The sequence below is a fragment of the Brucella sp. MAB-22 genome (assembly GCF_025908475.1).
In the GTDB taxonomy this organism is placed as follows: Bacteria; Pseudomonadota; Alphaproteobacteria; order Rhizobiales; family Rhizobiaceae; genus Brucella; species Brucella anthropi.
Window position 1 is genome coordinate 605,776 of the sequence record NZ_CP109782.1, and the last position, 25,803, is coordinate 631,578.

The following is a 25,803-nucleotide window of genomic DNA, read 5'->3' on the forward strand; positions in this document are numbered from 1 at the left end:
GCAATCATGCCTTCTGTTAGCGGTTGCTGCAATGTCTTTTTATTTGATTTACCTAGCTTTTTCTCACTTATTCTTAAAGCTGGTGATCTTTGCAGGCTAAGAACGCATCTCGAAAAATGTGAAACGGATTTCGGACCAGATGCGTGTTGAACAAACAATTGGAGCGTCGATCTGCCGTAATCAGATTGAATTGCGCTCCGGGAGGGTGCTGCCCCTAATGCGATTTGCCGGATCTATCAAGCGGGCAAATGTATATTAGATAATGCTTGTTTAGATCGCTAAACATTCCTCCCGATAGGTTTTGATCGCGGTCAATGCTCTTTCATCCCGAATCTTCGACGTTCTCCCCATCACAAGGGAATTGGTGTCGGAGGGCACATGAAACTGATCTGGAAAGCGGTGGTCGGCGGCGCGGGTGCGCTAGCCGTAGCCTGGCTCTTTGCGCTTTCAACGCCCCATTGGCTGACGGTGAGACAAGAAAGCGCCGTCGATATCTCAGACAAGGCTTTGATCGAGAAAGGCGAATATATCGCTCATGCGGGCGACTGCGCTGCGTGCCATACGGCGCCGGGAGGCAAGGCGTTTGCGGGCGGGCTCGGCATGCAGACGCCGCTTGGCACGATTTATTCCACGAACATCACGCCAGACGGCAAAACCGGCATCGGTGGCTACAGCTATGCCGACTTCGAGCGCGCGGTGCGGCAGGGTGTACGCCGGGATGACGTTCATCTTTATCCGGCAATGCCGTTTGTCTCCTATACGGTCGTGAATGACGAGGACATGAAAGCGCTTTATGCGTTCTTCATGTCGAAGGTGGAGCCGGTAGAGCAGGAAAACCAGCCCAGCACCTTGCCGTGGCCAACCAACATGCGCTGGCCGCTCGCCTACTGGCAGCTTTTCTTTGGAAACTCGCGTCCGTTCGAAATTGCAGCCGATACCGATCCGGTGATCGCCCGCGGCGCTTATCTGGTCGAGGGTCTCGGCCATTGCGGCGCGTGTCATACGCCACGCGGTCTCGCCTATGAAGAAAAAGCGGTGAAGAACGATCCGAAAGGCAAGTTCCTGTCCGGCTCGGTTCTGGAAGGCTGGTATGCGAAAAACCTGCGCGATCAGGATACAGGTCTTTCGACATGGGCCGAAGACGAGATCGTCACCTTCCTGAAGACCGGACGTACCGATCGCACAGCGGCATTCGGCTCCATGGCCGATGTCGTGCAGCATTCGACCCAATATCTTGCGGAAGATGATTTGCGTGCAATTGCCCGTTATCTCAAGTCGCTGCCGCCGAGCGAAGGTCGTGAGCGCGAATGGCAGCCGAAGGAAGATGTGACGACAGCGGCGCTTAAGGCGGGAGATTTCAGCGCACCGGGTGCACTGTCCTATGTCGAGCAATGTTCGGTCTGCCACCGTATGGAGGGCAAGGGTGCACCGCGCATCTATCCGGCGCTCGCCGGGAATTCGATTGTCTTTGCCGATGATCCAAGCTCGCTCATTCAGGTCACTCTGACCGGGGGCAGGACGCCTGACACGCCTGCGGACAGGATGGCTTTCACCATGCCAGGTTTCGCCAATCTTCCGAACTGGCAGGTCGCCGAAATCCTCAACTTCATTCGCAATGGTTGGGGCAACCACGGCGCTGCCATAACGGAGCAGGATATCGCGCGTATGCGCCGTGAAATCGCTCACAAGCCCGTCCATTACGTTCCGGAGAACAAGCAATGAAAACCAGTACGATTGTCGTTCTTGGTGCCGGTTTTGCCGTGGCAGTAACGGGCGGTGCGTTCCTCTTCAATCACCTGCGGCCCTCACTGGATGCTCCAGCTCCGATGGCCTATGCGGTTCTGGATAAGGATAAAAAACAGGTCGGAACCTATGTCATCCCGCCGGACCGGGACATTCTCAAGCAGCCGAACGCGCCCGAGATCATGCACGGCAAGCGACTGCTCAACGAAACGGCGCGGCTTCTGCCTGACAGCGTCGGCAACGGCCTGAACTGCAACTCCTGCCACATGGGGCAGGGCAAGATGGATAACGTTGCCTCCTATATCAATACCAGCAATTTCTATCCTGCCGTCATGCCCCGCGCAGGCAAGGAAGTCGATCTGGTGATGCGCATCAATGGCTGCTTCCAGCGTTCGATGAACGGCAAGCCACTGCCGCCTGATGGAGCCGACATGAGGGCGATGATCGCCTATATGGACTGGCTAGGACAGGACGTGAAGAAGGGTACGAAAGTGGCGATCCGCAACGCCGGTCCCATCGACGAAAGCCTTGCTCCCGATCCGGAAAATGGTGCCAGAATCTACGCCGCACAATGTTCGACCTGTCATGGTGCGGGCGGTGAGGGCATGAAGGATCAGGCCGGTGACTATATCTTCCCGCCGCTCTGGGGTGATGAAAGCTTCAATATCGGCGCCGGGATGGCACGGACCTACAAGGCGGCACAATTCGTCAAATATGCGATGCCGCCCGCACAGAACTACAATCTGCCCATCGGGCAGGGCGGTGTTCTGACCGATCAGGAAGCCATCGATGTGTCGGAATATTTCACCCATATGCCGCGCCCCGATTTCGCAGGCAAGGTGAAGGACTGGCCCAACTTGAAGAAGCCGAAAGATGCGCGTTATTAGAGCATTTCCAGCAAAAGTGCGAAGCGGTTTTGCGTAGGACAATGCGAAAGAAGCCAGCATTTCCAGCAAAAGTGCGAAGCGGTTTTGCGTAGGACAATGCGACGAAACAAATATTTGGAGCGGTCCCAGCAACCCCGTTTTGACCGAAACCGCTCTAAATGATATTGCCAAGAAAAGTGCCCCGCCATGCTCAAGCCAGGTGGGGCATTTGAATTGCTACGTCGAAGTTTTGCCGAGCGAAAATCTCTCTGCTATTCATACTGCGTGAAAAAAGAGAGACAGAGCGGCTCCAATGATTCAGTATAAGCTGGAAATGCTCTCGGAGACTGCATGAGAAAACTTCGCTACCAGCGGCGTCAGTCGCGCTCTGCAGTGTGGGCGCTTCGGTTTGGTGTTTTTGCGCTCGTGCTGCTTGCGATGGCATTTCTTCTGCATCGCTTCTGGACACTGGAGACACCTGACCTGGTGCTGCTTGCCGGATTGAGCACCGGTCTTGCCGCTCTGGCCCTTCTCTGCTCGGCTAAAGGTTTTCGCAATCTCTGGGTCAATGGCGACAAGGGCGGCGCACGCTCCTTCTGGGGCGGCATATTCGCTTGTGCAGTGTTGCTTCCAGTCGGGCTGGTAACGTCACTGTGGTATCTCTCTCCGCCGCTTTACGACATCTCCACCGATTTCGAGACGCCGCCGCAATTCCCGTCCAACATGCCGCCACGCCTTCAATGGATGAACCCGCTGACAGTGGCCGTGAGTGGCGATGCGCTGACCCAGTTGACCGCCTATCCTGATGTGGTTGGACGCCGCTATGAAGCCGCACCCGACCGCGTTGCGCAAGGGGTCGAGACGGTTCTCGGGACTTTCGGATGGCAGGAGATCGCGCGTAATGCGTCTTCGCCGGAACAGAACACCACGCGATTTGCAGTGACGGCGCACAGTTTCATTCTGGGCCTGAAAAGCGATATCGTTATCCGGCTGCTTGACGAAGGCGAAACCACCTATGTCGATGTGCGTTCGCTGTCACGCTATGGCAAACGCGATATGGGGCAGAATGCCGGTTTCATAACCGATTTTCTGGGAGCGCTGGAAGGCGAGGTCAACAAGGCTCCCGCTGACGTGGAATAATCAGCCGGGAAGATAGATATTGTCGAGCGACGGATGGCCATCGGTCGTGACCTCCCCGCGTCCGACAAGATCCTCCAGATGCGCCAGCACGGACAACGCAGCCGCACCATGCAATCGCGGATCGGTGTCGCGATAGATCACTTTCACCATATCGCCGATTGTCCGGTCCCCCTGCAGAACGCGTTCTAAAATGGCACGCTCGCGCATCTTGCGATGGGCGCGCAGGCCGCGAACGAAGGCGGCAGGCTTGGTGACAGCGCCGCCATGCCCCGGCAGATAGACCTTGTCATCGCGTGCCAGCAGCTTTTCCAGCGAGACCATATAGTCATTCATCGAGCCGTCCGGCGGTGCGACGATGGACGTCGCCCAGGCCATGACATGGTCTGCGGAAAAAAGAACGCCCGTTCCCTTCAGGCCGAACGCCATGTGATTGGCGGCATGTCCGGGTGTGTGAATCCCTTCCAAAGCCCAGCCGTCGCCTTCGATTGCACTTCCGTCGGCCAACACGATATCAGGAAGGAACTCCGTATCTGCGCTTGCCTCAAGCATGTTCGTTTCGCCCGCATAATACGGGCGGGCAGGGCGATGCGGTCCCTCGGCGACGGTGCGGGCGCCAAGTTTTTCCTTCAGGCGCTGCGCCAAAGGTGAATGGTCGCGGTGGGTGTGGCTGACGAAGATATGGCTGACCGGGCGACCGGCTACGGCTGCGATCAAGGCGTTATAATGCGCCTCATCTTTCGGGCCGGGATCGATGATCGCCAGCGTATCCGTGCCGATAATATAGCTGTTGGTGCCGTGAAAGGTGAAAGCGCTCGGATTGTTGACGGTGAGGCGCAAAATACCTTTACTCAGTTCAACCGGTTTCCCATATTGGGGCGTGAAACTGCTGTCGAAAACAAGCGCCATTGAAGCGGCTTCCATTCTTCTTTGGTTTGATTGATGAAACGGCATAGGCCTTATATAGTCGGGTTGCAAACGTGAACAGTCACGCGCGCTGACAATCGTGTCAGCGGGCAGATTCCGGAGAATTTCGCATTCCGGTGTCTGTCAGCGCGTTAAAAGTGGAGTTGGATATGCCTCATAGAGCAAAGTCTCGCGTCGCCACGGCCTCTCTCGCCGCAGAATATCTGCCCACCAGACAACTGGCTCGTGCTTTCTGGTTTGTCGGGCTTGCGCTGATCGGAACGGCTGTTCTTACCATTTCCGCCAAGATCAAAGTCGATCTGGTCTATGTCAACGTGACCATGCAGACTTTCGCTCTCTTTGCAATTTCAGCTCTGTACGGTTCGCGGCTCGCCGTGGCGACAGTTGCTCTTTATCTGCTTGAAGGCGCGCTTGGTATGCCGGTCTTCACCGGGACGCCGGAGAAGGGCATCGGCCTTGCCTATATGGTTGGCCCGACGGGCGGATATCTGCTCTCCTATCTTGCTGCGGCCTGGATCGTCGGGCGCGCTGCCGACAAGGGGTTGGCGCGCAACCCACTTGCTCTCGGCGGTGCAATGTTGCTTGCAGAAGCTGTCATTCTGCTGATGGGCGCAGGCTGGATGGCTTACCTCTTCGGTCTGGAAAAAGCCATTGCCTTCGGCTTCGGCGCCTTTATCGTCGGCGATCTCGTGAAACTCGCGCTCGCCGCATGTGGCGTGCCTGCGGTGATGTCGCTCCTGAAGCGCTGAAATTTCCAATTCTTCGCATGATGAAAGCCGGGTCTTTGCCCGGCTTTTTCTTGTTTCGGTTGAAACTGCTTCGCAATTGACAGAAGCCACATCACCGAGCTTTGTCACTATAAGAAATCTGCTTTTACGGGGAGGATGATTTGCACGTCGAAACTCTGGTGGTCGAGCCGCTGACAAAAGACGCTTTTGCGCCGTTTGGCGATGTCATCGAGACAGAAGGAGCCGAGCTTCGTCTGATCAACAATGGCACGACCGAGCGATACCACGATCTCGCGCGCGTCGAAGCCGCTGGCACCGAAGCAAGGGTTCTCGTCAATATTTTCCGGGGGCAGTCGTTCGAGGCGCCAATCGACATCGTCATGATGGAACGTCATCCATTCGGTTCACAGGCATTCATTCCGTTGAATGGCAGGCCGTTTCTTGTGGTGGTCGCGGAAGATGATGGTGGCAAGCCTGCACGTCTGCGTGTTTTCCTTGCGCACGGTAATCAGGGCGTCAATTATCTGCGCAATGTGTGGCACCACCCGCTCTTGGCGCTTGAGCAGAAGTCCGATTTTCTGATTGTCGACCGGGCAGGCAAGGAAGACAATCTGGAGGAGTTTTTCTTCTCCGACACCACATACCGCATTGAAACAACAAAACCTGCCTGAGCTTTATCGAGGGATATTATGGGTAAACTTTCCACGCATGTTCTCGACACTGCCCATGGCAGCCCTGCGGCGGCGATGCGCGTCGAACTTTATCGTATTGGCGTAAACGGCGCTCCCGAACTGATCAAGCGCACGGTGACCAATCTCGACGGACGTACGGATGCTCCTTTGCTTTCCGGTGATGAATTGCGCACTGGCACTTACGAGTTGCAATTCCATGTTGCCGAATATTTTGAGGGGCGCGGTGCGGAACAAGCCAATCCGCCGTTTCTCGATCTTATTCCGATCCGCTTCGCAATCGCCGATGTCGACGGAAACTACCACGTGCCTTTGCTTGTCAGCCCGTGGTCCTATTCAACGTATCGTGGAAGCTGATCCGGACTTATCCCCTTTTCGGGCAGACGAACTAGACTCCTCGCATTACCCATTGCGAGGAGCTGTTCATGAACCAAACCCCAAATCTGAAAATGCCCTATATTCTGCCCAGTCAGGCGCAGAAACATGTCACTCATAATGAGGCATTGCGGCTGCTCGATGCCGTCGTGCATCTGAGCGTCAAGTCGCGGAATCGAGCCGAAGCGCCGGAAACACCTGTCAGTGGAGATCGCTATCTCGTGGCTGCGGCTGCTGCCGGGGCATGGGCAGGAAAAGGCGGCGCAATAGCATCTTTCATTGATGGCGGGTGGTTGTTCGTGACGGCTGCTATCGGCTGGCAGGCCTATGTCGAGGACGAAGCGCAGCTGATCGTTTTTGATGGCGCTCTCTGGAAGGGTGTTTCATCGGTTCCGGAAAACCTGTCCCTGTCGATGCTCGGTGTTCATGCCACTGCCGATGCGGTCAACCGGCTTGCCATCTCGTCGGATGCCAGCCTGTTCAACAATGCCGGGGCAGGCCATCAGATGAAGGTGAACAAGCAGGCGGTTAGCGATACCGCAAGCCTTCTGTATCAGACCAACTGGACCGGCTTTGCCGAGATGGGGTTGAATGGCAGCAATGATTTCAGCGTGAAGGTAAGCAGCGATACCGGGCAATGGCGTGAGGCGATAAAGATCGATCATGCGACCGGCAATGTTGCAGTAGGCTCAATCTGGCCACAGACCCGGCTTCATGTCGATGGTCCCATCCGCCCTGCATCTTATGCCGTCGCGGCGCTACCCTCCGCCGGAAGTCACGGTGCGGGCGCAATGGTCTTCGTGACCAACGCTCCATCTGGTGCTGAGGTAGCCTATTCTGATGGCACCAATTGGCGCAGCATTCGCACCAACACCATAATTGCCTGACAACAAATGCGGCGGATTGGCTCGCATTGTTGTCTGGACGCAGTCTACGGGCCGTAATGTAACCAAAAGATGTTTGTTAAGCCTCTGAAACGGCAATTGATATAGTCCTGCCGGAGGACTCATGTTAACGGTGGCGAGAGATTAGAATGCTTCGCAGCTATGGCGTGCGGCAAGTCGCGAAGGGATTGACTAAGCTTTAGTCCCCATTAGTAGTAAGAATAGCCTTATGGCGCTGGAATCGTTCCGGTATTTCTCTCCGTGGGAGAGCGGGATAACACGCGTATGAGTTTGAAATATCCATGGCAGAGACTGGCGCTTTTGCCCCGCGCCAGCAAACAGATCATTCTGATGCTGAGCGACTGTGTTCTGCTGTTGCTGAGTGCCTATCTGGCGTTTGTCATCCGTCTTGGCTTCGTTTTTGTACCGAACGAAGGGCAGACATTCCTGATTTTTATCGCGCCCGTTCTGGCAATTCCGGTTTTCGTTCGGTTTGGACTTTACCGCGCCATCATCCGTTATCTGGCTGAACGCGCGATCTGGCCGATTTTCCAGGCTACCGCCATTGCCGCGCTTTTCTGGGTTGCGCTCGTCTTCCTAATGGAACTCTACGGTAGTACCGGTCTGCCGCGTTCGGTTCCATTGCTCTACTGGCTTTTGAGCACGGTGTTCATATCGGCCAGCCGTTTCGGTGCGAAATGGCTTTTGCGCAGTTCCGAGTCGGATAAACGTTATACGAGTTCAGCATTGATCATCGGTGTTGGCGAGCCTGCTCGCCAGCTCGCAACGGCGCTCCGCAGCCACAGCGACACATTGGTGGTCGGCTTTGTCGATCCGGATGGCCAACTCAGCGGCATGGATATTATCGGACTGCGTGTCTACGGGGTGGAAGACATTCCCGCCTTGATTGAAAACTACGGTATCAAGCAGGTAGTCGTATCCGAACCCGCGCTGGAACAGAAACAGCGTCAGGATTTCGCGCGGCTTCTCGGGCGCCTTCCTGTCAGTACACGTATTCTTCCGCCGATCGCTGATTTGACGGCCGGGAAATATCTGGTCAGTTCGCTGCGCAATGTGGAGATCGACGATCTGCTCGGGCGTTCGCCGGTACCGCCGGATGCTGCTCTGTTGCGAGAAGTGGTCGAAGGTCGGCGCATCATGGTGACGGGAGCGGGCGGTTCCATTGGTAGCCAGCTCTGCCGCACCATTGCGCAATGGAACCCGGCCAGCATCGTTTTGTTCGAGTCGAGTGAATTCGCACTTTACAACATTGACAGGCAGTTGAGGCAGATAGCCAGTTGCGAGATCGTGCCGATCCTTGGGACAGTCAGCAACCGGGACTGCGTCGAGAATGCCATTCGCGACCACAATGTCGATACGGTCTATCATTGTGCGGCTTACAAACATGTGCCACTGGTCGAGAAAAACCCGTTGGTCGGTATTTTCAACAATGTGTTCGGCACGCTGGAAGTGGCTCAGGCCGCTCTCAACACCGATGTCGAGCGCATGGTCCTCATCTCGTCCGACAAGGCGGTGCGACCAACGAATGTGATGGGCGCAACCAAGCGCTGGGCCGAGCTGGTCGTCTATTATTGCGGTATGCTGGCTGAACAATCCGGAAAGAAGAAGGCTTTCTATTCCGTTCGTTTTGGCAATGTGCTGGGATCGAACGGTTCGGTCGTCCCGCTTTTCCGTGAGCAGATTGCCAATGGCGGTCCGATTACCCTGACCCATGAAGACATGACCCGCTACTTCATGTCGATCAAGGAAGCCGCCGAGCTTATTGTACAGTCTGGCGGCATTGCCGCATCCGGCGACACGGTTCTTCTGGAGATGGGCGAGCCGGTGAAGATCCGCGACCTGGCAGAGAACATGATCCTGCTGGCAGGGCTGACCGTTCGAAACGACGAAAACCCGCACGGCGATATTGCCATTGAGACGACGGGGATTCGCGAAGGCGAGAAGATGTATGAAGAACTCTTCTACGATCCTGCGCAGGCAAAGCCGACGCGCCATCCCAAGATAATGCGCGCTCCTCGGGGCAAGAAGGCTGAGGTTGATGTTCCGGCCAGCCTCACTGCACTTCGTATGGCGATGGAAAGTGGTGATCTTGATGCGGTTCGCAAGGTTCTGTTCGAAGTTATAACTTCCTGAAGCGCCCGCGAAAATCCAGCAGCAGAACCAGCGTTGCGACAATTGCCACGAGTAGGAAAGCGATCTGGGTGATTGTGTGGTCCAGAGCAAGCAGCGCAACGGCGCAGGCAACAAGAATCACATTCAGAAGCGCTACATGGCCAATCACCTTGAGCACGCTCCAGCCGGAGCGTTTCGCTGCCTGATAGGCATGTTTGGAATGCGCCTTCAAGATGTTCTCACCCTGACTTAACCGCATCACGATGGTCGTGCCTGCATCCAGAATATAATAAAGCGGCAGGATCAGTGCGACGGCGATATGCGTTTCGCGCGCGAGCAGGATCAGCGCTGTGCCGGTGATCAAGCCGAGCGGCAGACTTCCTGAATCACCCAGAAAAATGGTTGCGGGCGGACGGTTGAAGAGGGCGAACCCCAGAACTCCGCCCGCCGCGATGATGCCGATGCCGCCACTTTCCAGGCCGGCCAGACCGAGAGTGGCCAGAATCCCGATGCCAGCCAGCGGAATCCCTATACCAGCTGCGGTCATGAGATCGAGACCGTCCATGAAGTTGGTCACATTGATTGACACCACCAGTGCAAAGACGATGAGAATCGCCTCAAGCCAGTGAGGCAAGAGGTCCGGCAACAACCGGAAATCCGGCCCCAGACCGTAGACAACGAGTCCGGCAGCAATGAACTGCGATCCCAGTCTGATGATCTCTGAAAGCTCGTAGCGGTCATCCAGTCCACCGACGATCCAGAGCAAGAGCGAAGCCCCGGAAAGGCAAAGCGCCAGATGGGCATTGATTTCCAGGTCCGGGGCAAAGATCAGCAGCGTCGCGATGATGGCGGGAATGAGTGCCAGCCCCCCGATCTGCCGTGCGACGGTCGTATGGTTGGAACGCGAACTCATACGAGCCGCGAGAAAGCGCTCGGGCAAGAGCCGGTTGAGCAGATAGAGACCAATGCCGCACAAGGCAGCGCTGACGAGAAACGAAATCAACAAAAACCGCATAGTGAATACCGAAAATGCACCTGTCCGTAGGAAGTAGCAGCTTTGAAGTCGGACGCAAATCGGCGGTTTCGTTTTAGGGAACAAGTGGCGACGATATGCGGTTGAAAACGTTCTTCACAGGGCCTGTCAGCTTATGCGGTATTTCGTGATTAGGCGATTGCGCTCGGGTTTCGAAGCGGTTATAAGGCCGCGCAACCGATTGCTTCGGTTTGATTTGTTGGGGCGTAGCCAAGCGGTAAGGCAGCGGTTTTTGGTACCGCCATTCCCTGGTTCGAATCCAGGCGCCCCAGCCATGAATCGCCGATACAAGCCAACGCCTTGTTGATCTTGTTCAAATATCCCGAGGTTGCAATCCCCGATATTGTCTTATTCGCAGAATGCGCACTTAGCTGTGGCGCCACTCCCGCTTTCGAAAGCTCCTAGATAGGGATGCGATCTCAACGGAGATAATGCGCGGACATTATTCCCAGACATGGAACCGGTTTTACAATTCAGAATGGCGTCCTTCGCTATTTCACTTCATTGCTCTGAAATGGCGCTGGAACGAGGAAGCCGTAAATGCGCCGTATTCACCGGCAACGACGGAGTTGACTTAATGGTTACATTTCTTCAATTACGCCTATTGAACTGATAAATATATTCGAGAAAGTGGCAGTCGTGACAAAAAGAAGATTGGCCTGGGAAATATCATGAGTATCGAGATATCTGGAGCAGGCATGCCTCATGGCCTCGTAGTAGCAGAGCCGACAAAAGGAGCTAAAGTTGCTATTGGTGACATTTCGGAAGCTCTATCCAAATATCGTTTGGCGTTAATTTTTGGATGGCAGGACGTAGCACAACGTTATCGGCGCTCTCGGGTGGGCGCTTTCTGGCTAACCTTGAATATGGCCGTGTTTATCGGTGCGCTGGGTTTGATCTTTGGAACGCTTTTCCAAAGCGAGATGCGTGAGTTTCTGCCGTATCTCTGTGCAGGCGTCATTACATGGGGTTTTATCTCGACTTGTCTGAACGAGGGATGCACGACATTTACATCTTCAGATGGGATAATTCTGCAAGTTCGGATGCCACTATTCACTCATATTATGCGCACAGTATGGAGAAATATAATAATATTCGCCCACAATATTGTTATTTTCCCCATTCTTCTTCTTATTATGGGCCGGATGATCAGCTTGAATGTGCTTTGGGCAATTCCAGGGTTTGTTCTCCTGTGTCTCAATCTGTCTTGGATGATGCTTATCCTTGCGATTCTCTGCGCTAGATTTCGCGACATGACCCAAGTGGTTACGAACATCCTGCAAGTGTTGTTTTATGCCACTCCCATTATGTGGATGGTTAAGATACTGCCAGACCATGTCTCCCGAGTATTTATCGAATTGAATCCATTCTATCACTTCATCGAACTCGTACGCGCCCCGTTATTCGGTTCGCCGCCATCGTTGCTCGATTGGACCTTCGGCTTTGCTTGCGCGATAATTGGGTGGATCGTCGCGATTCTATTCTTTGGGCGGTATCGCTGGCGCGTAGCGTATTGGTTGTAGAAAATGAGTTTAATTCAGCTTCAAAATGTGAGTGTCGAGTTTCCCATCTATAACTCGACCAGCCGTTCGCTCAAAAACAGAGTTCTTAGCATCGCTACGGGCGGGAAAATCGAAAGGCGAAGTGATCGTCTGGTGATTGTGCGCGGTCTTGACGATGTATCCATGACGTTCAGGGATGGTGACCGAATTGGTCTGATTGGCCATAACGGGTCGGGGAAAACCACATTGCTTCGTGTCTTGTCTGGCATCTATACGCCGACACACGGAAGTTCGGTCATCAACGGCAATTGTGTATCCCTGATCAATATCAATCTGGGAATTGACCCGGATGCGACAGGGCGGGAGAATATTCGCCTGCGCTCTGCGATGATGGGAATGCCGCCCGAAGAAATTGCCGAAAAGTTTGACCAGATTGCCGATTTTTCGGGACTTGGAGAGTTTCTGGATGTTCCGTTCCGCACTTATTCTTCTGGCATGCAATTGAGATTGGCATTCGCGACCTCAACGGCAGTTCGACCTGAAATCCTGATCATGGATGAATGGCTTTCGACAGGTGACGAGGACTTTAAAGAACGTGCTAACGAGCGTATGCGTGAATTGGTCGACTCGACAAAAATACTCGTCCTCGCGAGCCATTCAAAAGACCTGATGAAGAAAAACTGTAACAGAATAATCTGGCTTGAACACGGACGGGTCAAAATGGACGGCTCACCCGATGAGGTGCTGACGAACTACTTTGGCGAATGATGGAATGAGTCCGTCGCCTGACGGGTGAAGGCCTATTGAACGAGTAGTTTGAGAGGCCAACGTCGATGTTGGGTATTTTCCATTACGTGAATTTTTCATTAATATTGTAAGGTAGTAAGTAGCCATGCCAAAATTTGCCAGTCGTTTGAAACAGGTGACAAATGCGCTACGCTATCTGGCCCGAGGGGATGTCTCAGGGTTGTTCAGGCGCTTGAAATGGTACGGGCGCGAATATAATCATGACAAATTACGTAGGCGGCTTGCGAACGGCAACGGTATAGTGTGGGGAATTCTTTGTACTCCCCATACTCTTTTTATCGCTCGGGCAATATCTGAGCGTTTAGCAAGCCATGGGATCGAGAGTGAAATCGTAACAGGCTCTCCTAAGAGTTTTGATCATGATTTGTATATTGTCTTATGTGCGCAAATGTTCAAGCATTTGCCGCCGGCAGGTAAACGTGTCATATTTCAGCTTGAGCAGTCTGTTAGTTCAAGATGGTTCACGCAGAATTATATGAATATTTTAACAGAATCACTCGGGGTTCTGGAGTATTCTTTAACGAATATTGATTTCTTGGCCAAGAATGGCCTGAAGTATCCAAATGTACATTATTTGCCCATTGGAGCATCGCTTGATGAGGAATTTGAAGGCAATGCAACGCAGAAAAAATATGACTTTGTGTTCTATGGGGATAGCTTAAGCAGCGAAAGACGGCGTAGATTTCTTGAGAAGCTGCAGGAAAAATATAGCGTTAAGATATGCAATGATCTGTTTGGGGATGAACTTTACGTTATTATTAAAGAATCCAGAGTCGTTATCAATATTCATTACTACGAAGGTGCTCTGTTAGAGATGCCTCGGATATGCGAGTGTATCTCATTGGGTGTGCCGGTTCTTTCTGAGGGAACATCCGATCAGGATGAGTATCCTGAACTTGAAGGTGCCGTGAAATTCTTTGATGAAGGGTCTATCGATAGCATGATGGCCCGCGCGTCAGAAGTGCTTAGGCGGCGTGGACGAATTGGTTGACGAATTGATCGCAGCTTGATTCAAGACTGCTTTTTGGAGGCAGTCATGAGCCGAGGCGATCTGAGCGAATCCGAATGGCGTGTTCTGAAGGATTTATTGCCGATTGAAGCAGTCAATCGGGGACGCGGTCGTCGTCCGGAGCAAAATCGTGCGATCATCAACGGCATACTTTGGAGACTTCGCTGCGGGACGCCTTGGCGGGATGTCCCACCCAAATACGGCAATTGGAATACGATCTATCGGCGGTTTCGGCGTTGGAGCGAAGCCGGGGTCTGGGAGGCTGTTTCGATCACGCTCGCTGAGATCATGGCTGACAGCGGCCACTACAGCATCGATAGCACCACAGTTCGGGCCCATATTTCGGCAGCGGGCGGAAAGGGGGGATTCATCGACGCGCTCTTGGCCGCTCGCGGGGCGGGTTCACCAGTAAACTTCACTGTCTGGCTGATGCCAGAGGAAGACCGCTTGCCTTCCATCTGACGGTTGGCGAAGCCGCAGATTGCAAGGCTTACGACACTCTGATCAGCTTACCCGAGCAAGCGCCACAGGCGCTTCTTGCTGACAAGGGATATGATGCGGATGCCATTCGTGATGATCTTGCCAGCCGCAATATCAAGCCCGTCATTCCTGGCAGAGCAAACCGCCGCGTGAAGATTGAATATGATCGCACGCTGTATAAACAGCGCAACCTAATCGAACGGATGTTTGGCAGACTGAAAATCAACCGCGCCATTGCTACTCGATACGACCAACTCGCCGAGAGCTTCATCAGCATGGTTCATATTGCTACCGCAAGATACTGGCTCAAATTCGTCCACGCCGCCTAACAATGTTGAATCGATAAGCAAAGCTCTTGAAGGAGCTGTTTCGGTCAGTGCTGCTCGTTTCAATTTTATGTTTGATCGCTTTCTGGTGGCGATTGGAGTTGTTCCAGCCGATGTTATCCTCGATCGTCCGATTTATATGGCTCGAAGGAGTGATTTTTTCGCTCTCTCGTTGCCCGAAACGATAGAGCGACGCAAGACCATAGCGCAGTCGCTGCCGGTTGGTTGTGAGTTATTTGACGGCATTCGTCACAGTTCGGGCTGGATTGGCTGTGGGGGCAGTTTTAATGCCTTATCACGTTATGCGCTCGAGAATGAAGCAGGCAGGTTGACTGTCATTGAAGACGATGTTGAACTTCCTGATAATTTCAATGATATCCTAATTGAAATCAATGAATATCTTGATGCGCGTAAATCAAAATGGGATATATTTTCTGGCTTGATGGCTGATGTTCATCCAAAGGCTAAGATTATCTCGGTTGATCAGTATGAAGGTCGCACGTACGTTACTATCGACAAAATGACAAGCACAGTATTCAATATATACAATGAAAGTGCGTTAAAAATATTGTCGCAATGGGATCCGCTTAATACCGATGCGGTCACGAATACGATTGACAGATATCTGGAGCGGCAGGAAGACATTCGGGTCGTTGTGGCTTTGCCATTTATTGCAGGCCATAAAGAGGACGCGACGTCGACGCTCTGGGGTTTTGAAAACGAGCGTTACACCCCAATGATCGCGGAAGCGCAGCGCAAGATAGAGGCGCTGGTTGAAGAATGGCATCGCGGGAATCACGTATAATTTGATTAACGTGTTGGGCTAATCTTTGTATTGAGCCTTTAGCCTCCCGAAGGATGAGTGAGCATGAATATTATACTATAACTATACCATAGTATATCGCAGAAATATTAATACAAGAAGATCAACAATTGATCTTCAAAAGAAATTATTGATAGATTGTTCTGAATGTACCTTCGATGGGCGAAGATAATGTAGATATGGCTTCGTGTGGGTTATCAATAGACAGCAGTTAGTGTAGGAACAAGATGCCGCGATAGAGCGTCAGAATGAGGATATAAGATGATAGATCGTGCTGAGAGGCGGGTTCAAAACGATGAGTCGTCAACCATCGGACGGGATGCACTTGATCAAGAGAAGCTAGTTCGTGAGAATCAAACGCTTCAGTTTGCGTTGGACCAGATAGTTAAAGAGGTTGCAATCCAGGAAGCGTGCTTCAGGGGGGCACTTTCACGCACTTCCGCCTGGGCGGTAATGGAAGAGCAAAGAGCCGCGCACGCTGTCGTTCAACTCGACGCTATTGAGCGGAGTTTATCCTGGTATCTGGTGAGTAATTTGAATAGTCGCCTGGATAGGTTCCCTTGGCTTCGTGCTCTTATAAAGCGATGCGTAATGCGCGCAATGCGGACTGCAATCGGGCAGTTACCTTCAGGTATGAAGCAGTTTAGAGCCACCCGAAGGTTTCCATCAATTGCGAACGCTGAGATGGTTACTGATGGCACTGTAGAGGCGGCCTCGTTTTTTGTGGGGGCAACTTTACTGCCGGCCTTACTTCTGGATAACGTCCTTTCATTTATGAAAGAGAATGGACCAGTTAATTTGGTGTTGGCACTTAATTTTTATGCCGGCGGGGGGGCTGAATCGGTAGCATTGGACTATGCTAGGGCGTATGCACAGAATAACGGTGATTGCTCTGTGCTGATAGTTTTGACCGACAATGGGCCCAAGAGAAAAATTCCAAATCTACCGAAGAATATAATGGTCGTTGATCTGACGGATCAAGTAGATGCTTCTAATACACGAGAAGAATATCTTTTTCTGTTGATGCGTTTGGTTCCGTTGAAGACTTTCCATATCGTCAACTCTGTCGTTGCTTTCGATCTGCTGAAAAGGCTTCCACAGCCGTTTCTCTCAAATATAAATGTCGTGTCTAGTGTTTTTTGTTTGCAGTTTGATTCTACGGATGACACAAAGATTATCGGATATGGACAGGATTTCCTGTCGTCCAATATTGATAAAATAGATTGTGTCATTACAGACAATTACATGTTTTCTCTGGAAGGACCCCTCAGGTTGGGTCTTGCAGACTACGCCAGTAAGTTCAAGGTTGTTTATAATAAATCGAAACTCGACCAGACGGTGAGTGTCGATACATCATTGAAACTGTTGAATAGCCGTCTTGTTCAGGAGCAATTTGGTGCGAGATGTAAGGTTCATTGGGCCGGTCGTCTGGATAGACAGAAACGGCCTGATCTTTTGGCCGAAATTGCGGCGCTGACCGAGGATTTTTGCGATTTCCAGGTATTTGGGGGGAGCGTTGTCGATGGAGATTACGAAGCGCAACTGAAAGAGAGAAGCAATATCAATTTGTATGGGCCTTATCGAAGCCCCACTGAATGGGATATTGGGGGTAAAGGCAATGTATATTTGTTCACTTCGCGGGAAGAAGGCATGCCTAACGCGCTTATAGAGGCGGCGTATCTAGGCTATCCAATTGTTGCTTCTAATGTCGGTGGCGTTGGAGAGCTTGTAAATTCTAAGACCGGGTGGCCCATTGATAAGTTTGCTCCAGCTGAAGCTTATGCTGATGCGTTGAGACAAATCTTTTGCGATCAAGTAGAAGCGAAGAGACGAACTGAGCGCCTCATCAAACTGGCGCATGGCCGACACAATGAGCAATCTTACCTTGAAGCTCTTGAAAAGATTCCTGGATATGAAAGAGCGTAGTGGAAAAATGAACTCTGTTAGTGTGATCATTCCTTACTATAATCAAGGAAAGTATCTCCAGTCTGCGGTCCAGTCAGCATTGTCTTCCTACAACGGCGATATAGAGGTGCTTGTCGTTGACGATGGCAGCACCGAGGGGCACGCCAAACACTATTGCAATCAAGCCCGGAAGCTCGACCCTCGCGTCAGGATCATTCATAAAGAGAATGGCGGGTTGTCATCCGCGAGGAATGCTGGCATCCGCGAGGCGAAAGGTACATACATCCAGCTCCTGGATTGCGATGATGTTTTGTTGCCTGGAAAGATTCAACGTCAGGTCGATCAGCTAGAATATTCGAGGGACAAACTCGTCTCGGTATGTGGCTATTATATTTCGAATGAATGGTTGAGAAATTTACGGGATGAGACGCATTCCATAAATCGGTTTCCGTTTACGGCAGAGAGTTTTCTTTTCCAATGGGAACGCGGCTTCTCGATACCGATACATTGTGGGTTATTCCACCGCTCGGTGTTCGATGATCTGTTTTTCGAAGAGAGGCTTTACGGAAAAGAGGATTGGTTATTTTGGTCAATTTTGGCGGGCAGACAGCAAAATGCCTTCATATACTGTCCCTTTGTAGGTGTGATTTATCGTTTGCATGAGAGTGGTATGACGCGATCGCTCGATAAAATGGGTGAGTCGTGGGTACAGGCATCACAAATTCTCGACAAGCTCTACGCGCCTCAATTTCCGCGCTTTGCGAAAGCATCAAATGATTGGCATTTGAATTTCTATAAGGGCAGCAGGCTATCCAGCGAGGAAAAAAGTCGCCTGCATACCAATAGTTCTAATTCAGGCCGGAGTGAAAAACAGCAAAGGCAGGATGGTCGCCTCCATCCGACCGTTACTCTGAAAAAGGAGAGTGGGGCGGTGTCGGATAACGTCCCGCTTATTTCGTTTGTTGTGCCGGTATTCAACCACCAAGCATATCTGAAGCAGTGTATAGAATCTCTGATCAATCAAAAAACAACCATTCCCTTTGAGATCATTGTTGTTGATGACAGATCTACACAGGCAGGCGTAATCGATACCTTGTGTGCTATTGATAGCGGTCCCATTGTATTGAAAGTTTTCCAAAATGACGAGAATTATGGAATATCACTAACGCAAAACTTAGCAGTACAGCAGTGCAGCGGAGAATATATCGCTTTCGTAGATTGTGATGATTACGTTTTGGATACAGCTGTTGATGATATATCTCAAGTGATTGCAGAAACATCGGCCGACTATATTTTTACCGATAAGAATCATATGGACGAAAGCGGACGCTTTACATCCCGCTTTGATTACGGCGGTTATCCTTGGATAACCCCTTCGGGTTCGATTGAAGATGACGTTTTACTTGGAATGGTGGCTTCTCATCTAAAGGTCATTCGACGCAAACTCTATCTAGAGCTTGGCGGAAGTGATGATAATTATTCAGGGGTGCAGGACTGGGATCTTGCGTTACGCACTATTGGCGAAGGTAAGTTTCATTACCTGAATAAAGCGCTGTATAATCACCGCATACACAAAAATTCTGTCACTAGCTCGGGCTCGGTAACGCAATTCTGGATGACAAATGTTCTACGAAGAAAATATTTGGAGAAATTTAGCGCCGATGCTGAGGTGCCAGCGATGGTGGAAATAAACAGAATTAACACTGATAGCATCCGCTACATATCAGAGCGATTTAAGGAGGGGGTTCGGTACACGTTCCGGACAAATGAAATTTCCCTTTCAGATGATCAAGTAGACATGTTGCGTGAGTTCAATACGTACTTTGATCGAATTTTTGTGTCAGCCGGAGACGCTGCATCGCTTATGGGATATCTGTGGGATCATAAGATAGTGCGAAGATTCTAAGATCATAATCTTGATGTTTTGGTTTTGCGCGGACTTCAAGACGCTCTAACCCCTTCTATTCTAAGCATGATCTTATCGCCCTTCGTTTCACTCTGGCCGTATTATGCTCGTGGTATCTGTTTTGTGACTAGCAGCGGACACTTTTGAAATCGCGTGGATGCCTATGGCGTCCACGCGTCGAATTCATTGTCCACTTTTTCGAATGTGAACTTCCCCTTATTGGGGAAATGGAAGACTCTTCCCGGCTCCCAGTCCTGAGGTAATCCCCCCGTTTTTAACGGGGCTCGTCAGTAGAATTCACGCGGCCATTTTCAGTTTCTGTGCGGGCGTTACGCCGCCGATGCCCATATTGGGACGTTCGTTGTTGTAGGTCCATAGCCACTGCGTGGCAAATTCCTGCGCCTCCTCAATGCTTTCGATGATATATTGGTCGAGCCATTCATTCCGAACGGTGCGATTGTAGCGCTCAACATACGCATTCTGTTGTGGCTTGCCGGGTTGGATATGGCTCAAGGCGATGCCTTGGTTGGCAGCCCATTCCATCAGTTTGCCACTGACGTATTCCGGCCCATTATCAACACGAATTGCGAATGGTTTGCCGCGCCATTCGATGATCTGGTTGAGGCTGCGGATGACGCGTTCGGCAGGCAGCGAGAAGTCTACCTCAATGCCCAGACCTTCGCGGTTGAAGTCGTCCAGGACGTTCAGCAGCCGGAATTGCCTTCCATCCTCCAGCCGGTCGGCCATGAAATCCATGGACCAGACCATGTTCGGCGCATCTGGCACGGTCAGAGCATCGGGCTTGTCCCGCTTCAACCGCTTGCGCGGCTTGATCCTGAGGTTCAATTCAAGCTCACGATAGATGCGGTAAACGCGTTTATGGTTCCAGTGATGCCCCCGGACATTGCGCAGATAAAGGAAACACAGACCGAAGCCCCAGGTCTTTTGCCCCCGCGTCAGTCCGATCAGGAGATCGGCAATCTGCCCGTTCTCGTCGTTCAGCCTGGCGCTGTAACGATAGCATGTCTCGCTGACCTCGAAGGTGCGGCAGGCAAGCGCAACGCTCACCCCTCGCAACGCCACTGCTTTCCCGGCCATCTCCCGGCGTTGAGATGGCCGTGTCACTTTTTTCCAAGAGCCTCTTTAAGCAGTTCCGCCTGCATGCTCATCTCCGCATACATCTTCTTCAGGCGACGGTTTTCGTCTTCCAGAGCCTTCATCTGACTGATCATCGAGGCATCCATGCCACCGTATTTGGATCGCCATTTGTAGAATGACGCAGTGCTCATTCCATGTTCCCGGCATAACTCGGGTACAGGAACGCCGCCTTCCGCCTGGCGAAGGATGGCAAGGATTTGTGGTTCGCTGAATCTGCTCGTCTTCATTAAAATCTCCTCGATCATATAGCCCGAGAAAATTCTACTTTTGAAGCCCGTTATTTGGTGGGGGGATTACCCTGATAACGATTTCGAACTTCTTCCAGAAAAGCGGTGTCTGTTGTTGAAGTATTGGCTAGTTTACTTTTCATTGCATCCTTTCGGACGAAATTCATATGATACATAGCCACGTCGCTGTCGGCGAAATGATGGTGATCCATGCGCGGGAAAAGCGTTCTAAGTTTAGTTTGAAGAAAAGAGCCGCTATCGGGCGTTTTTAATGATCGGGTGGGATCGACCATATTGATGTAATAACTTCCCAACCCAATCTCAGTGCGTTTATTGATTCTCGTAATAAACGCGCAGCAGGTTGTATCTTTTGCCCTCCAATTGGGCGTTTTGATGTGGAAAAAGCTGGATACACTCGTCGCCCAGATCTTGTTTCTGGAAACGTAATCTTTGGCAAACTCTATTTCATTTTGCCGATAAAATTCATCTGCATCCATCGTAAAAAAGTGTGTGCATCGGTGACGAAGTGCTTCATCCAAGCCAATCCTTCGCTTGGCCAACTCATTTTTCTGCCGTACTTCGGAAAAATCGGGAGTGAATTCAATGATGCTGTCCGCAAGTTTTCTATTGCGAATATCGCTCAGAGTATCGAGAGCTTCAGAGCTTATTGTATTTCCAGCGTTGGAAATAGATTGGTAGACGATGCTGATAAAATCAACTGAGGATCGTATGCTATTAATGCTGGCAATGAGATGCTCTTCTCCATTAAAAAAATTATAGCTGACCGAAAGCTTCATCTAATTGCTCGTTTCGATTTGAGTGTTGAGCTCGATGCCATCCAGGCTGTCAATGGCTCGAATCTGAGTCGTTGAATGCAGATCCTTAGAGATGTGCACGCACCGTTAAGTGTGAGATTTGCCCCATTTACGTAACATACGTTGTTTTATTGTGCGGAGCGGCTTAGTGATTTTCCAGGATGTGCTGTCTAGCATATCCGCTAAGTTCCTCTCCAGCTGGCTTATAAGCAGCTCCTTCTCATCAATCTGTTGTCGCTGTGAGGAATAAACCTCCTCATGAGCAAGGATGAGATCTTGGCGAGCCCGGATAAAGTCCTGCCGTTCTGTTTCTGCGTTCGAAATCAGCTGCGCAATTTCCGACGACTGATGCTTGGCTACTTGAAAAAAGGTTATCAACTGACCGCTCAGCAAGCCTTCTCTACATACAAGATTAGATGTGCGTAGGTCGGTTGGACGGTTGTTTCCCTCATCTGCTCGACCAGATGCGCGCTCGATGATTTGAGTGAGATGATTACGAAGCGAATATTTCTCGGAGTATGTCTGCTTCAGCTTGCGAATGGCCGAAGCTGCTTCGGAGTACCCCTCAACTAGTTCGTCCGCTATGGCTTCCGGTCGCAGCTCGCGCCGGCAGCACCGACCTGAAAAGTTGAATTTTTCGGCTTCCACAACATTGGACTCGGTTAGCCATCCAGGCCCACCAAACCGATCATAGATATACACTGGGGTTTCACAGAGCAGTGAATATTGGACTGTCTTACCGATTGATATAACTGCATCGTAAGAAGAAATGATTTCTGGCGTAATCTTTTTTTGAATCAATGGAAGGCCGATGTGATCGACGGTGATTCCTCGGCTTCTTAGCATGTCAGCAGCGTGCGCAACTTCTTCTGGCATATGATTGGAAACGATTAAGGCATGCTTCAGGTCGAGACTAGCTTCGCGAGTTAAATTAAAACTATCAGGGGCCGCATTGTAAAACACTGAAATCTTCTCACCGACCACACCCAGTTCGACCAGGCGATCAGCAGTTTCCGGGCTGTTAGCAACGATCATATCCGCCACATCAGCAACCGCTCCCGGTATCTCCAAAGGTTCGTATGGTGACAGGCTGGCGTTCACAACGAACACGTTTTCAATACTATGTATGCCGTACTTTGCGAGGAGGTATGGCAGCAAGTGGTGTTGAGACCATATGATGTCAAAATTCTCTGGACTCGGACAGTCTTCAATCCCCCCGTATTCTAGGCCCAATTCATCCATATAGCTGCGCACAGGATCAGCAATATACGCTGAAAATATGCTCACAACGCCACCAATTCTCGAAAAAACGTCAGCTATTTCCAATGAAACTACTTCGGACCCGCCGAATATGGAAAGGTGGTTGGTTAATACAAGTATCTTCATTGCTTTTCCGAGATTTTAGATTGCAGCATAAAGCGAGATTTTTGAAACGAAAAGTCAGTAAGCCTATCAGGACCATTAAATCGCTTTTTGCCTTATTCCTATTTCATAGTTACTTGGAATTGGATCCAATTGGAAGGCGCCGATTTGTTTGCGTCGATGGATCTGGAATGAGCAAGACGACGAACGAATTTCATCGGATGTTGACGCCCGAGTAGTGCGGATGGTTTTGGATCACCAAGGCGAATATTTCTCGCGATGGGCAGCGGTTTACTCGATTGACGCCAAGATCGGCTAGACGCGTGTGTGTTCAATCAATGGGTGAAGAAGGCGGAAGTGGACGATGGTTGATGCCTGGGCTCTCTTCGCTCCTGAGCGCAACTGCCAGGAAGCTGAGGGCATTTGAGCGGAAAAGCCACGAGATTTGTCTGGCCAATGAGATATGAGCCAAGGGCGTTCGCATATTTCGAGCTGGCGAAACCCGACAACCAGTGAATTGGTGATTTCCTTAGCCTACGAACACCTCCAGCCAGCGAGGCTACCCGATAACTAGAACAGTTTGAATCCATGAGTTCGATAAAAGGTCATCGCGGACTGGATAAAGACCTTTATATGCCAAAACCCCTTCTTCGAAGCATGCCCACCTGCATGGATTACTCGGACGCTCGGTACATAAGCCGTGTCTGCAATCTTACGTGACCGTAAGGAAAGATCAAAATCCTCAAAATACAAGAAGAATTTATCACTGAAGCCATGCGTATTCTTTAAAATACAGCTTCTAAAGAACATAAAGCATCCGCTTACGATGGGAGGATTCCAAAAGACATCGTTTTGTGTTTCAGCTTGCATCTCGTATTGCGCTAAGCGCGCAGAGAAGAATGAGCGGATTATTTTGGGGGCAAACCCTCTCAGTATTAAATCAAAGACTGCCGGATAACGTTTGCATAGATATTGCCTTTGCCCGTTCGGCCAGGCTGCGTAGGGGCTTAACAGTCCGCAACGTTCATTGGCTCTCATAAAAGCAAGCGCATTTATGAGAGCATCGGCATCGAACTGTATGTCTGGATTGAGAATGAGGTGAAATTCACCTATCTGCTTCATGGCTAGGTTATGGGCACGTCCAAAGCCGATGTTTCCTTGTCCATGGATCAGTTTAATGGGCAATCCCGGATAGCTGCGCAGCAAAAACGAGGCAACTTCATTGTCGAGGGAATTGTCTGCGATTGTGATTGAGAAGGTATCCGACGCCAATCCGTTCAATGCGATTTTCAGGCTGTTCAGGGTTTTTTTAAGTTCATCAAAATCAGGATTAAATGTAACGATTGAAATCGTTAGCAATGGCTGCTTATTGATTTGAGGATCCGCAGCTGAAACACTATAGGTCATTCTTTAAATTCTCGGTTCGCTCGGTAGGCCCGGCCGTCGTCAAAACGAAGCCATCATGTTGGGCATACTACGTGCTTATATGAATGAAACGGAAGAAGTAAGATGATAGGAAGTGAAATCGCATGAAGGGGATTATTCTCGCCGGTGGTAGTGGTACGAGGTTGTACCCCCTTACAATCGCGGTCTCAAAACAGATTCTCCCGATTTATGACAAGCCGATGATCTATTACCCGCTGAGCGTGCTCATGCTGGCGGGCATTCAGGATATCCTGATCATTTCGACACCGCACGACTTGCCTCTGTTTCAGAAATTGCTCGGTGACGGCAGTGAGTTGGGAGTGAATTTTTCATACGCTGAGCAGGCGCATCCCAATGGTCTGGCTGAAGCATTCATTATCGGCAGGGAGTTTATCGGCAACGATAGCGTGGCCATGATTCTTGGCGACAATATCTACTTTGGTGACGGTCTTTCGAAACTGTCCCAGCTCTCCTCCCAGCCCATGAAGGGCGGAACTGTTTTCGCCTATCGCGTGGACGATCCGCAGCGTTACGGTGTTGTCGAATTTGATAACAAGACCGGCCAAGCAATATCGATAGAAGAGAAGCCTGAGAATCCGAAGTCCCATTGGGCCGTCACGGGTCTCTATTTCTACGACAATCAGGTCGTCGATATAGCGCGTTCGATCAAGCCATCCGCCCGTGGCGAGCTGGAGATCACCACCGTCAATAACGTGTATCTGGAACGTGGAGAATTAAACGTTCAGCGCTTCGGCCGTGGCTATGCCTGGCTGGACACAGGGACGCATGACAGCCTTCATGAGGCCTCCTCTTTTGTTCAAACAATTGAAAAGCGCCAGGGCATCAAGATCGCTTGCCCGGAGGAAATCGGGCTGGATAAGGGCTGGCTGAGCAGTGAGGCAGTGCTTGAGCGCGCAGCCAAGCTTGGTAAAACTGAATATGCTGCGTATCTTCGCCGCCGTGTCGCTGAGTTGGGAAAAGATTGATGCAGATTCGTCCTTTGGGTTTAGACGGTGTTTTTGAAATCAGCCCGCGTAAATTTGGCGATGACCGTGGCTTTTTCTCCGAAACCTACAATGCGAAATCATTCGCCGAAGCCGGTATTGATCTGACTTTTGTTCAGGATAATCATTCCTATTCGGCCGCCAAGGGCGTTGTGCGTGGGCTTCATTACCAGTTGCCACCATTTGCACAGGATAAGCTGGTCCGCGTGATCCGGGGAGTGATCCTTGATGTTGCGGTCGATATTCGCAAAAGCTCGCCGACTTTTGGCAAGTGGGTGGCGCTGGAAGTCTCCGCTGAAAAGTGGAACCAGATTTTAGTGCCAAAAGGCTTTGCACATGGCTTCATGACGCTGGTTGAGAACACCGAAGTTATCTACAAAGTGACGGACTATTACTCCCCTGAACATGACCGTTCGATCCGATTTGATGACCCGGCGATAGGCATAGACTGGCCGCTGCCTTCTTCAGGCGTACAGCTTTCTGACAAGGATCAGAAAGCCCCGCTTTTCGCTGATGCTGAAGTTTTTGCTTGAGGAATG

General features: G+C 51.0%; 22 protein-coding genes, 1 tRNA gene and 1 pseudogene. 18 read left to right on the forward strand and 6 right to left on the reverse strand.

Annotated elements, in window-relative coordinates:
* Positions 1–378: 378 nt before the first annotated feature.
* The 3 genes from OHI65_RS12380 to OHI65_RS12390 all read left to right on the forward strand — a co-directional run bounded on the left by OHI65_RS12380 (position 379) and on the right by OHI65_RS12390 (position 3,749).
* Complete coding sequence (locus tag OHI65_RS12380; protein ID WP_264358923.1) at positions 379–1,722, forward strand: c-type cytochrome; 1,344 nt, start codon at positions 379–381, stop codon at positions 1,720–1,722.
* Positions 1,719–2,630 carry a c-type cytochrome gene (locus tag OHI65_RS12385; protein WP_264358924.1) on the forward strand — a complete coding sequence of 304 codons (912 nt, stop codon included), beginning with the start codon at positions 1,719–1,721 and terminating at the stop codon, positions 2,628–2,630. The genes OHI65_RS12380 and OHI65_RS12385 overlap by 4 nt, the downstream gene beginning before the upstream one ends.
* A 330-nt stretch (positions 2,631–2,960) precedes the next feature.
* Positions 2,961–3,749: a DUF1499 domain-containing protein gene (locus OHI65_RS12390; protein ID WP_264358925.1), complete on the forward strand. Its 789-nt coding sequence runs from the start codon at positions 2,961–2,963 to the stop codon at positions 3,747–3,749.
* Here the strand turns inward: OHI65_RS12390 and OHI65_RS12395 are convergent, their stop codons facing one another.
* Positions 3,750–4,655: an MBL fold metallo-hydrolase gene (locus OHI65_RS12395; protein ID WP_264358926.1), complete on the reverse strand. Its 906-nt coding sequence runs from the start codon at positions 4,653–4,655 to the stop codon at positions 3,750–3,752.
* A gap of 167 nt (positions 4,656–4,822) precedes the next feature.
* Between OHI65_RS12395 and OHI65_RS12400 the strand changes: the two genes are divergently transcribed.
* The 5 genes from OHI65_RS12400 to OHI65_RS12420 all read left to right on the forward strand — a co-directional run bounded on the left by OHI65_RS12400 (position 4,823) and on the right by OHI65_RS12420 (position 9,503).
* Positions 4,823–5,422, forward strand: a complete 600-nt coding sequence (locus OHI65_RS12400) for a biotin transporter BioY (RefSeq protein ID WP_036578020.1) — start codon at positions 4,823–4,825, stop codon at positions 5,420–5,422.
* A gap of 140 nt (positions 5,423–5,562) precedes the next feature.
* Complete coding sequence (locus OHI65_RS12405; RefSeq protein ID WP_191192375.1) at positions 5,563–6,072, forward strand: ureidoglycolate lyase; 510 nt, start codon at positions 5,563–5,565, stop codon at positions 6,070–6,072.
* Positions 6,073–6,090: 18 nt separating this feature from the next.
* Positions 6,091–6,447: a hydroxyisourate hydrolase gene (gene uraH, locus OHI65_RS12410; protein ID WP_012090950.1), complete on the forward strand. Its 357-nt coding sequence runs from the start codon at positions 6,091–6,093 to the stop codon at positions 6,445–6,447.
* 68 nt (positions 6,448–6,515) lie between these two features.
* Positions 6,516–7,352, forward strand: a complete 837-nt coding sequence (locus OHI65_RS12415; RefSeq protein ID WP_264358927.1) for a DUF2793 domain-containing protein — start codon at positions 6,516–6,518, stop codon at positions 7,350–7,352.
* A 282-nt stretch (positions 7,353–7,634) separates the two neighbouring features.
* On the forward strand, positions 7,635–9,503 hold the full coding sequence (locus OHI65_RS12420; RefSeq protein WP_264358928.1) for a polysaccharide biosynthesis protein: 1,869 nt from the start codon (positions 7,635–7,637) through the stop codon (positions 9,501–9,503).
* Here the strand turns inward: OHI65_RS12420 and OHI65_RS12425 are convergent.
* The gene (locus OHI65_RS12425; RefSeq protein ID WP_125333807.1) at positions 9,490–10,497 is read right to left on the reverse strand and encodes an MraY family glycosyltransferase; all 1,008 of its coding nucleotides are present in this window, start codon (positions 10,495–10,497) and stop codon (positions 9,490–9,492) included. The genes OHI65_RS12420 and OHI65_RS12425 overlap by 14 nt on opposite strands.
* 218 nt (positions 10,498–10,715) lie before the next feature.
* On the opposite strand from OHI65_RS12425, the gene OHI65_RS12430 reads away from it, so the two are divergent.
* The 8 genes and pseudogenes from OHI65_RS12430 (at position 10,716) to OHI65_RS12465 (ending at position 19,273) form a co-directional block, all read left to right on the forward strand.
* Positions 10,716–10,790 (forward strand) — tRNA-Gln (locus OHI65_RS12430).
* Between the two features lie 396 nt (positions 10,791–11,186).
* Positions 11,187–12,038, forward strand: a complete 852-nt coding sequence (locus tag OHI65_RS12435) for an ABC transporter permease (RefSeq protein WP_151689023.1) — start codon at positions 11,187–11,189, stop codon at positions 12,036–12,038.
* 3 nt (positions 12,039–12,041) lie between these two features.
* Positions 12,042–12,785, forward strand: coding sequence for an ABC transporter ATP-binding protein (locus tag OHI65_RS12440; RefSeq protein ID WP_151689024.1), 744 nt, complete (start codon positions 12,042–12,044; stop codon positions 12,783–12,785).
* 124 nt (positions 12,786–12,909) lie between these two features.
* Entirely contained in the window at positions 12,910–13,815 is a 906-nt protein-coding gene (locus OHI65_RS12445) for a hypothetical protein (RefSeq protein WP_264358929.1), read from the forward strand.
* A gap of 45 nt (positions 13,816–13,860) precedes the next feature.
* Positions 13,861–14,642, forward strand: a pseudogene (locus OHI65_RS12450) (IS5 family transposase).
* On the forward strand, positions 14,599–15,444 hold the full coding sequence (locus OHI65_RS12455) for a glycosyltransferase family 25 protein (RefSeq protein WP_264358930.1): 846 nt from the start codon (positions 14,599–14,601) through the stop codon (positions 15,442–15,444). Before OHI65_RS12450 ends, OHI65_RS12455 begins: the two are co-directional and overlap by 44 nt.
* 279 nt (positions 15,445–15,723) lie before the next feature.
* A complete protein-coding gene (locus tag OHI65_RS12460; RefSeq protein ID WP_264358931.1) occupies positions 15,724–17,388 on the forward strand; it encodes a glycosyltransferase family 4 protein in 1,665 nt (554 codons plus the stop codon).
* Positions 17,333–19,273 (forward strand): glycosyltransferase family 2 protein, encoded by a 1,941-nt coding sequence (locus OHI65_RS12465; RefSeq protein WP_264358932.1) that lies wholly within the window; start codon positions 17,333–17,335, stop codon positions 19,271–19,273. Before OHI65_RS12460 ends, OHI65_RS12465 begins: the two co-directional genes overlap by 56 nt.
* A 297-nt stretch (positions 19,274–19,570) precedes the next feature.
* Here the strand turns inward: OHI65_RS12465 and OHI65_RS12470 are convergent.
* The 4 genes from OHI65_RS12470 to OHI65_RS12485 all read right to left on the reverse strand — a co-directional run bounded on the left by OHI65_RS12470 (position 19,571) and on the right by OHI65_RS12485 (position 24,242).
* A protein-coding gene (locus tag OHI65_RS12470; protein WP_264358933.1) for an IS3 family transposase occupies positions 19,571–20,658 on the reverse strand; the annotation gives its coding sequence in 2 pieces (ribosomal slippage) (positions 19,571–20,397 and positions 20,397–20,658; 1,089 coding nt in all).
* 50 nt (positions 20,659–20,708) lie between these two features.
* Positions 20,709–21,455 (reverse strand): hypothetical protein, encoded by a 747-nt coding sequence (locus tag OHI65_RS12475; protein ID WP_264358934.1) that lies wholly within the window; start codon positions 21,453–21,455, stop codon positions 20,709–20,711.
* Positions 21,456–21,560: 105 nt separating this feature from the next.
* Positions 21,561–22,859 (reverse strand): hypothetical protein, encoded by a 1,299-nt coding sequence (locus OHI65_RS12480; protein WP_264358935.1) that lies wholly within the window; start codon positions 22,857–22,859, stop codon positions 21,561–21,563.
* Positions 22,860–23,405: 546 nt separating this feature from the next.
* Positions 23,406–24,242 (reverse strand): glycosyltransferase family 2 protein, encoded by an 837-nt coding sequence (locus OHI65_RS12485; RefSeq protein ID WP_264358936.1) that lies wholly within the window; start codon positions 24,240–24,242, stop codon positions 23,406–23,408.
* A gap of 122 nt (positions 24,243–24,364) precedes the next feature.
* On the opposite strand from OHI65_RS12485, the gene rfbA reads away from it, so the two are divergent.
* Positions 24,365–25,246, forward strand: a complete 882-nt coding sequence (gene rfbA / locus OHI65_RS12490) for a glucose-1-phosphate thymidylyltransferase RfbA (RefSeq protein WP_125335180.1) — start codon at positions 24,365–24,367, stop codon at positions 25,244–25,246.
* Positions 25,246–25,797, forward strand: coding sequence for a dTDP-4-dehydrorhamnose 3,5-epimerase (gene rfbC / locus OHI65_RS12495; protein WP_231771353.1), 552 nt, complete (start codon positions 25,246–25,248; stop codon positions 25,795–25,797). The genes rfbA and rfbC overlap by 1 nt, the downstream gene beginning before the upstream one ends.
* The last annotated feature ends 6 nt before the right edge of the window (positions 25,798–25,803 follow it).

Excerpts from the sequence above, each read along its gene's own strand:
- OHI65_RS12380 (WP_264358923.1), top strand. The coding sequence starts at position 379 with ATGAAACTGATCTGGAAAGCGGTGGTCGGCGGCGCGGGTGCGCTAGCC.
- OHI65_RS12385 (WP_264358924.1), top strand. The coding sequence starts at position 1,719 with ATGAAAACCAGTACGATTGTCGTTCTTGGTGCCGGTTTTGCCGTGGCA.
- OHI65_RS12390 (WP_264358925.1), top strand. The coding sequence starts at position 2,961 with ATGAGAAAACTTCGCTACCAGCGGCGTCAGTCGCGCTCTGCAGTGTGG.
- OHI65_RS12395 (WP_264358926.1), bottom strand. The coding sequence starts at position 4,655 with ATGGCGCTTGTTTTCGACAGCAGTTTCACGCCCCAATATGGGAAACCG.
- OHI65_RS12400 (WP_036578020.1), top strand. The coding sequence starts at position 4,823 with ATGCCTCATAGAGCAAAGTCTCGCGTCGCCACGGCCTCTCTCGCCGCA.
- uraH (WP_012090950.1), top strand. The coding sequence starts at position 6,091 with ATGGGTAAACTTTCCACGCATGTTCTCGACACTGCCCATGGCAGCCCT.
- OHI65_RS12415 (WP_264358927.1), top strand. The coding sequence starts at position 6,516 with ATGAACCAAACCCCAAATCTGAAAATGCCCTATATTCTGCCCAGTCAG.
- OHI65_RS12420 (WP_264358928.1), top strand. The coding sequence starts at position 7,635 with ATGAGTTTGAAATATCCATGGCAGAGACTGGCGCTTTTGCCCCGCGCC.
- OHI65_RS12425 (WP_125333807.1), bottom strand. The coding sequence starts at position 10,497 with ATGCGGTTTTTGTTGATTTCGTTTCTCGTCAGCGCTGCCTTGTGCGGC.
- OHI65_RS12435 (WP_151689023.1), top strand. The coding sequence starts at position 11,187 with ATGAGTATCGAGATATCTGGAGCAGGCATGCCTCATGGCCTCGTAGTA.
- OHI65_RS12440 (WP_151689024.1), top strand. The coding sequence starts at position 12,042 with ATGAGTTTAATTCAGCTTCAAAATGTGAGTGTCGAGTTTCCCATCTAT.
- OHI65_RS12445 (WP_264358929.1), top strand. The coding sequence starts at position 12,910 with ATGCCAAAATTTGCCAGTCGTTTGAAACAGGTGACAAATGCGCTACGC.
- OHI65_RS12460 (WP_264358931.1), top strand. The coding sequence starts at position 15,724 with ATGATAGATCGTGCTGAGAGGCGGGTTCAAAACGATGAGTCGTCAACC.
- OHI65_RS12465 (WP_264358932.1), top strand. The coding sequence starts at position 17,333 with ATGAGCAATCTTACCTTGAAGCTCTTGAAAAGATTCCTGGATATGAAA.
- OHI65_RS12475 (WP_264358934.1), bottom strand. The coding sequence starts at position 21,455 with ATGAAGCTTTCGGTCAGCTATAATTTTTTTAATGGAGAAGAGCATCTC.
- OHI65_RS12480 (WP_264358935.1), bottom strand. The coding sequence starts at position 22,859 with ATGAAGATACTTGTATTAACCAACCACCTTTCCATATTCGGCGGGTCC.
- OHI65_RS12485 (WP_264358936.1), bottom strand. The coding sequence starts at position 24,242 with ATGACCTATAGTGTTTCAGCTGCGGATCCTCAAATCAATAAGCAGCCA.
- rfbA (WP_125335180.1), top strand. The coding sequence starts at position 24,365 with ATGAAGGGGATTATTCTCGCCGGTGGTAGTGGTACGAGGTTGTACCCC.
- rfbC (WP_231771353.1), top strand. The coding sequence starts at position 25,246 with ATGCAGATTCGTCCTTTGGGTTTAGACGGTGTTTTTGAAATCAGCCCG.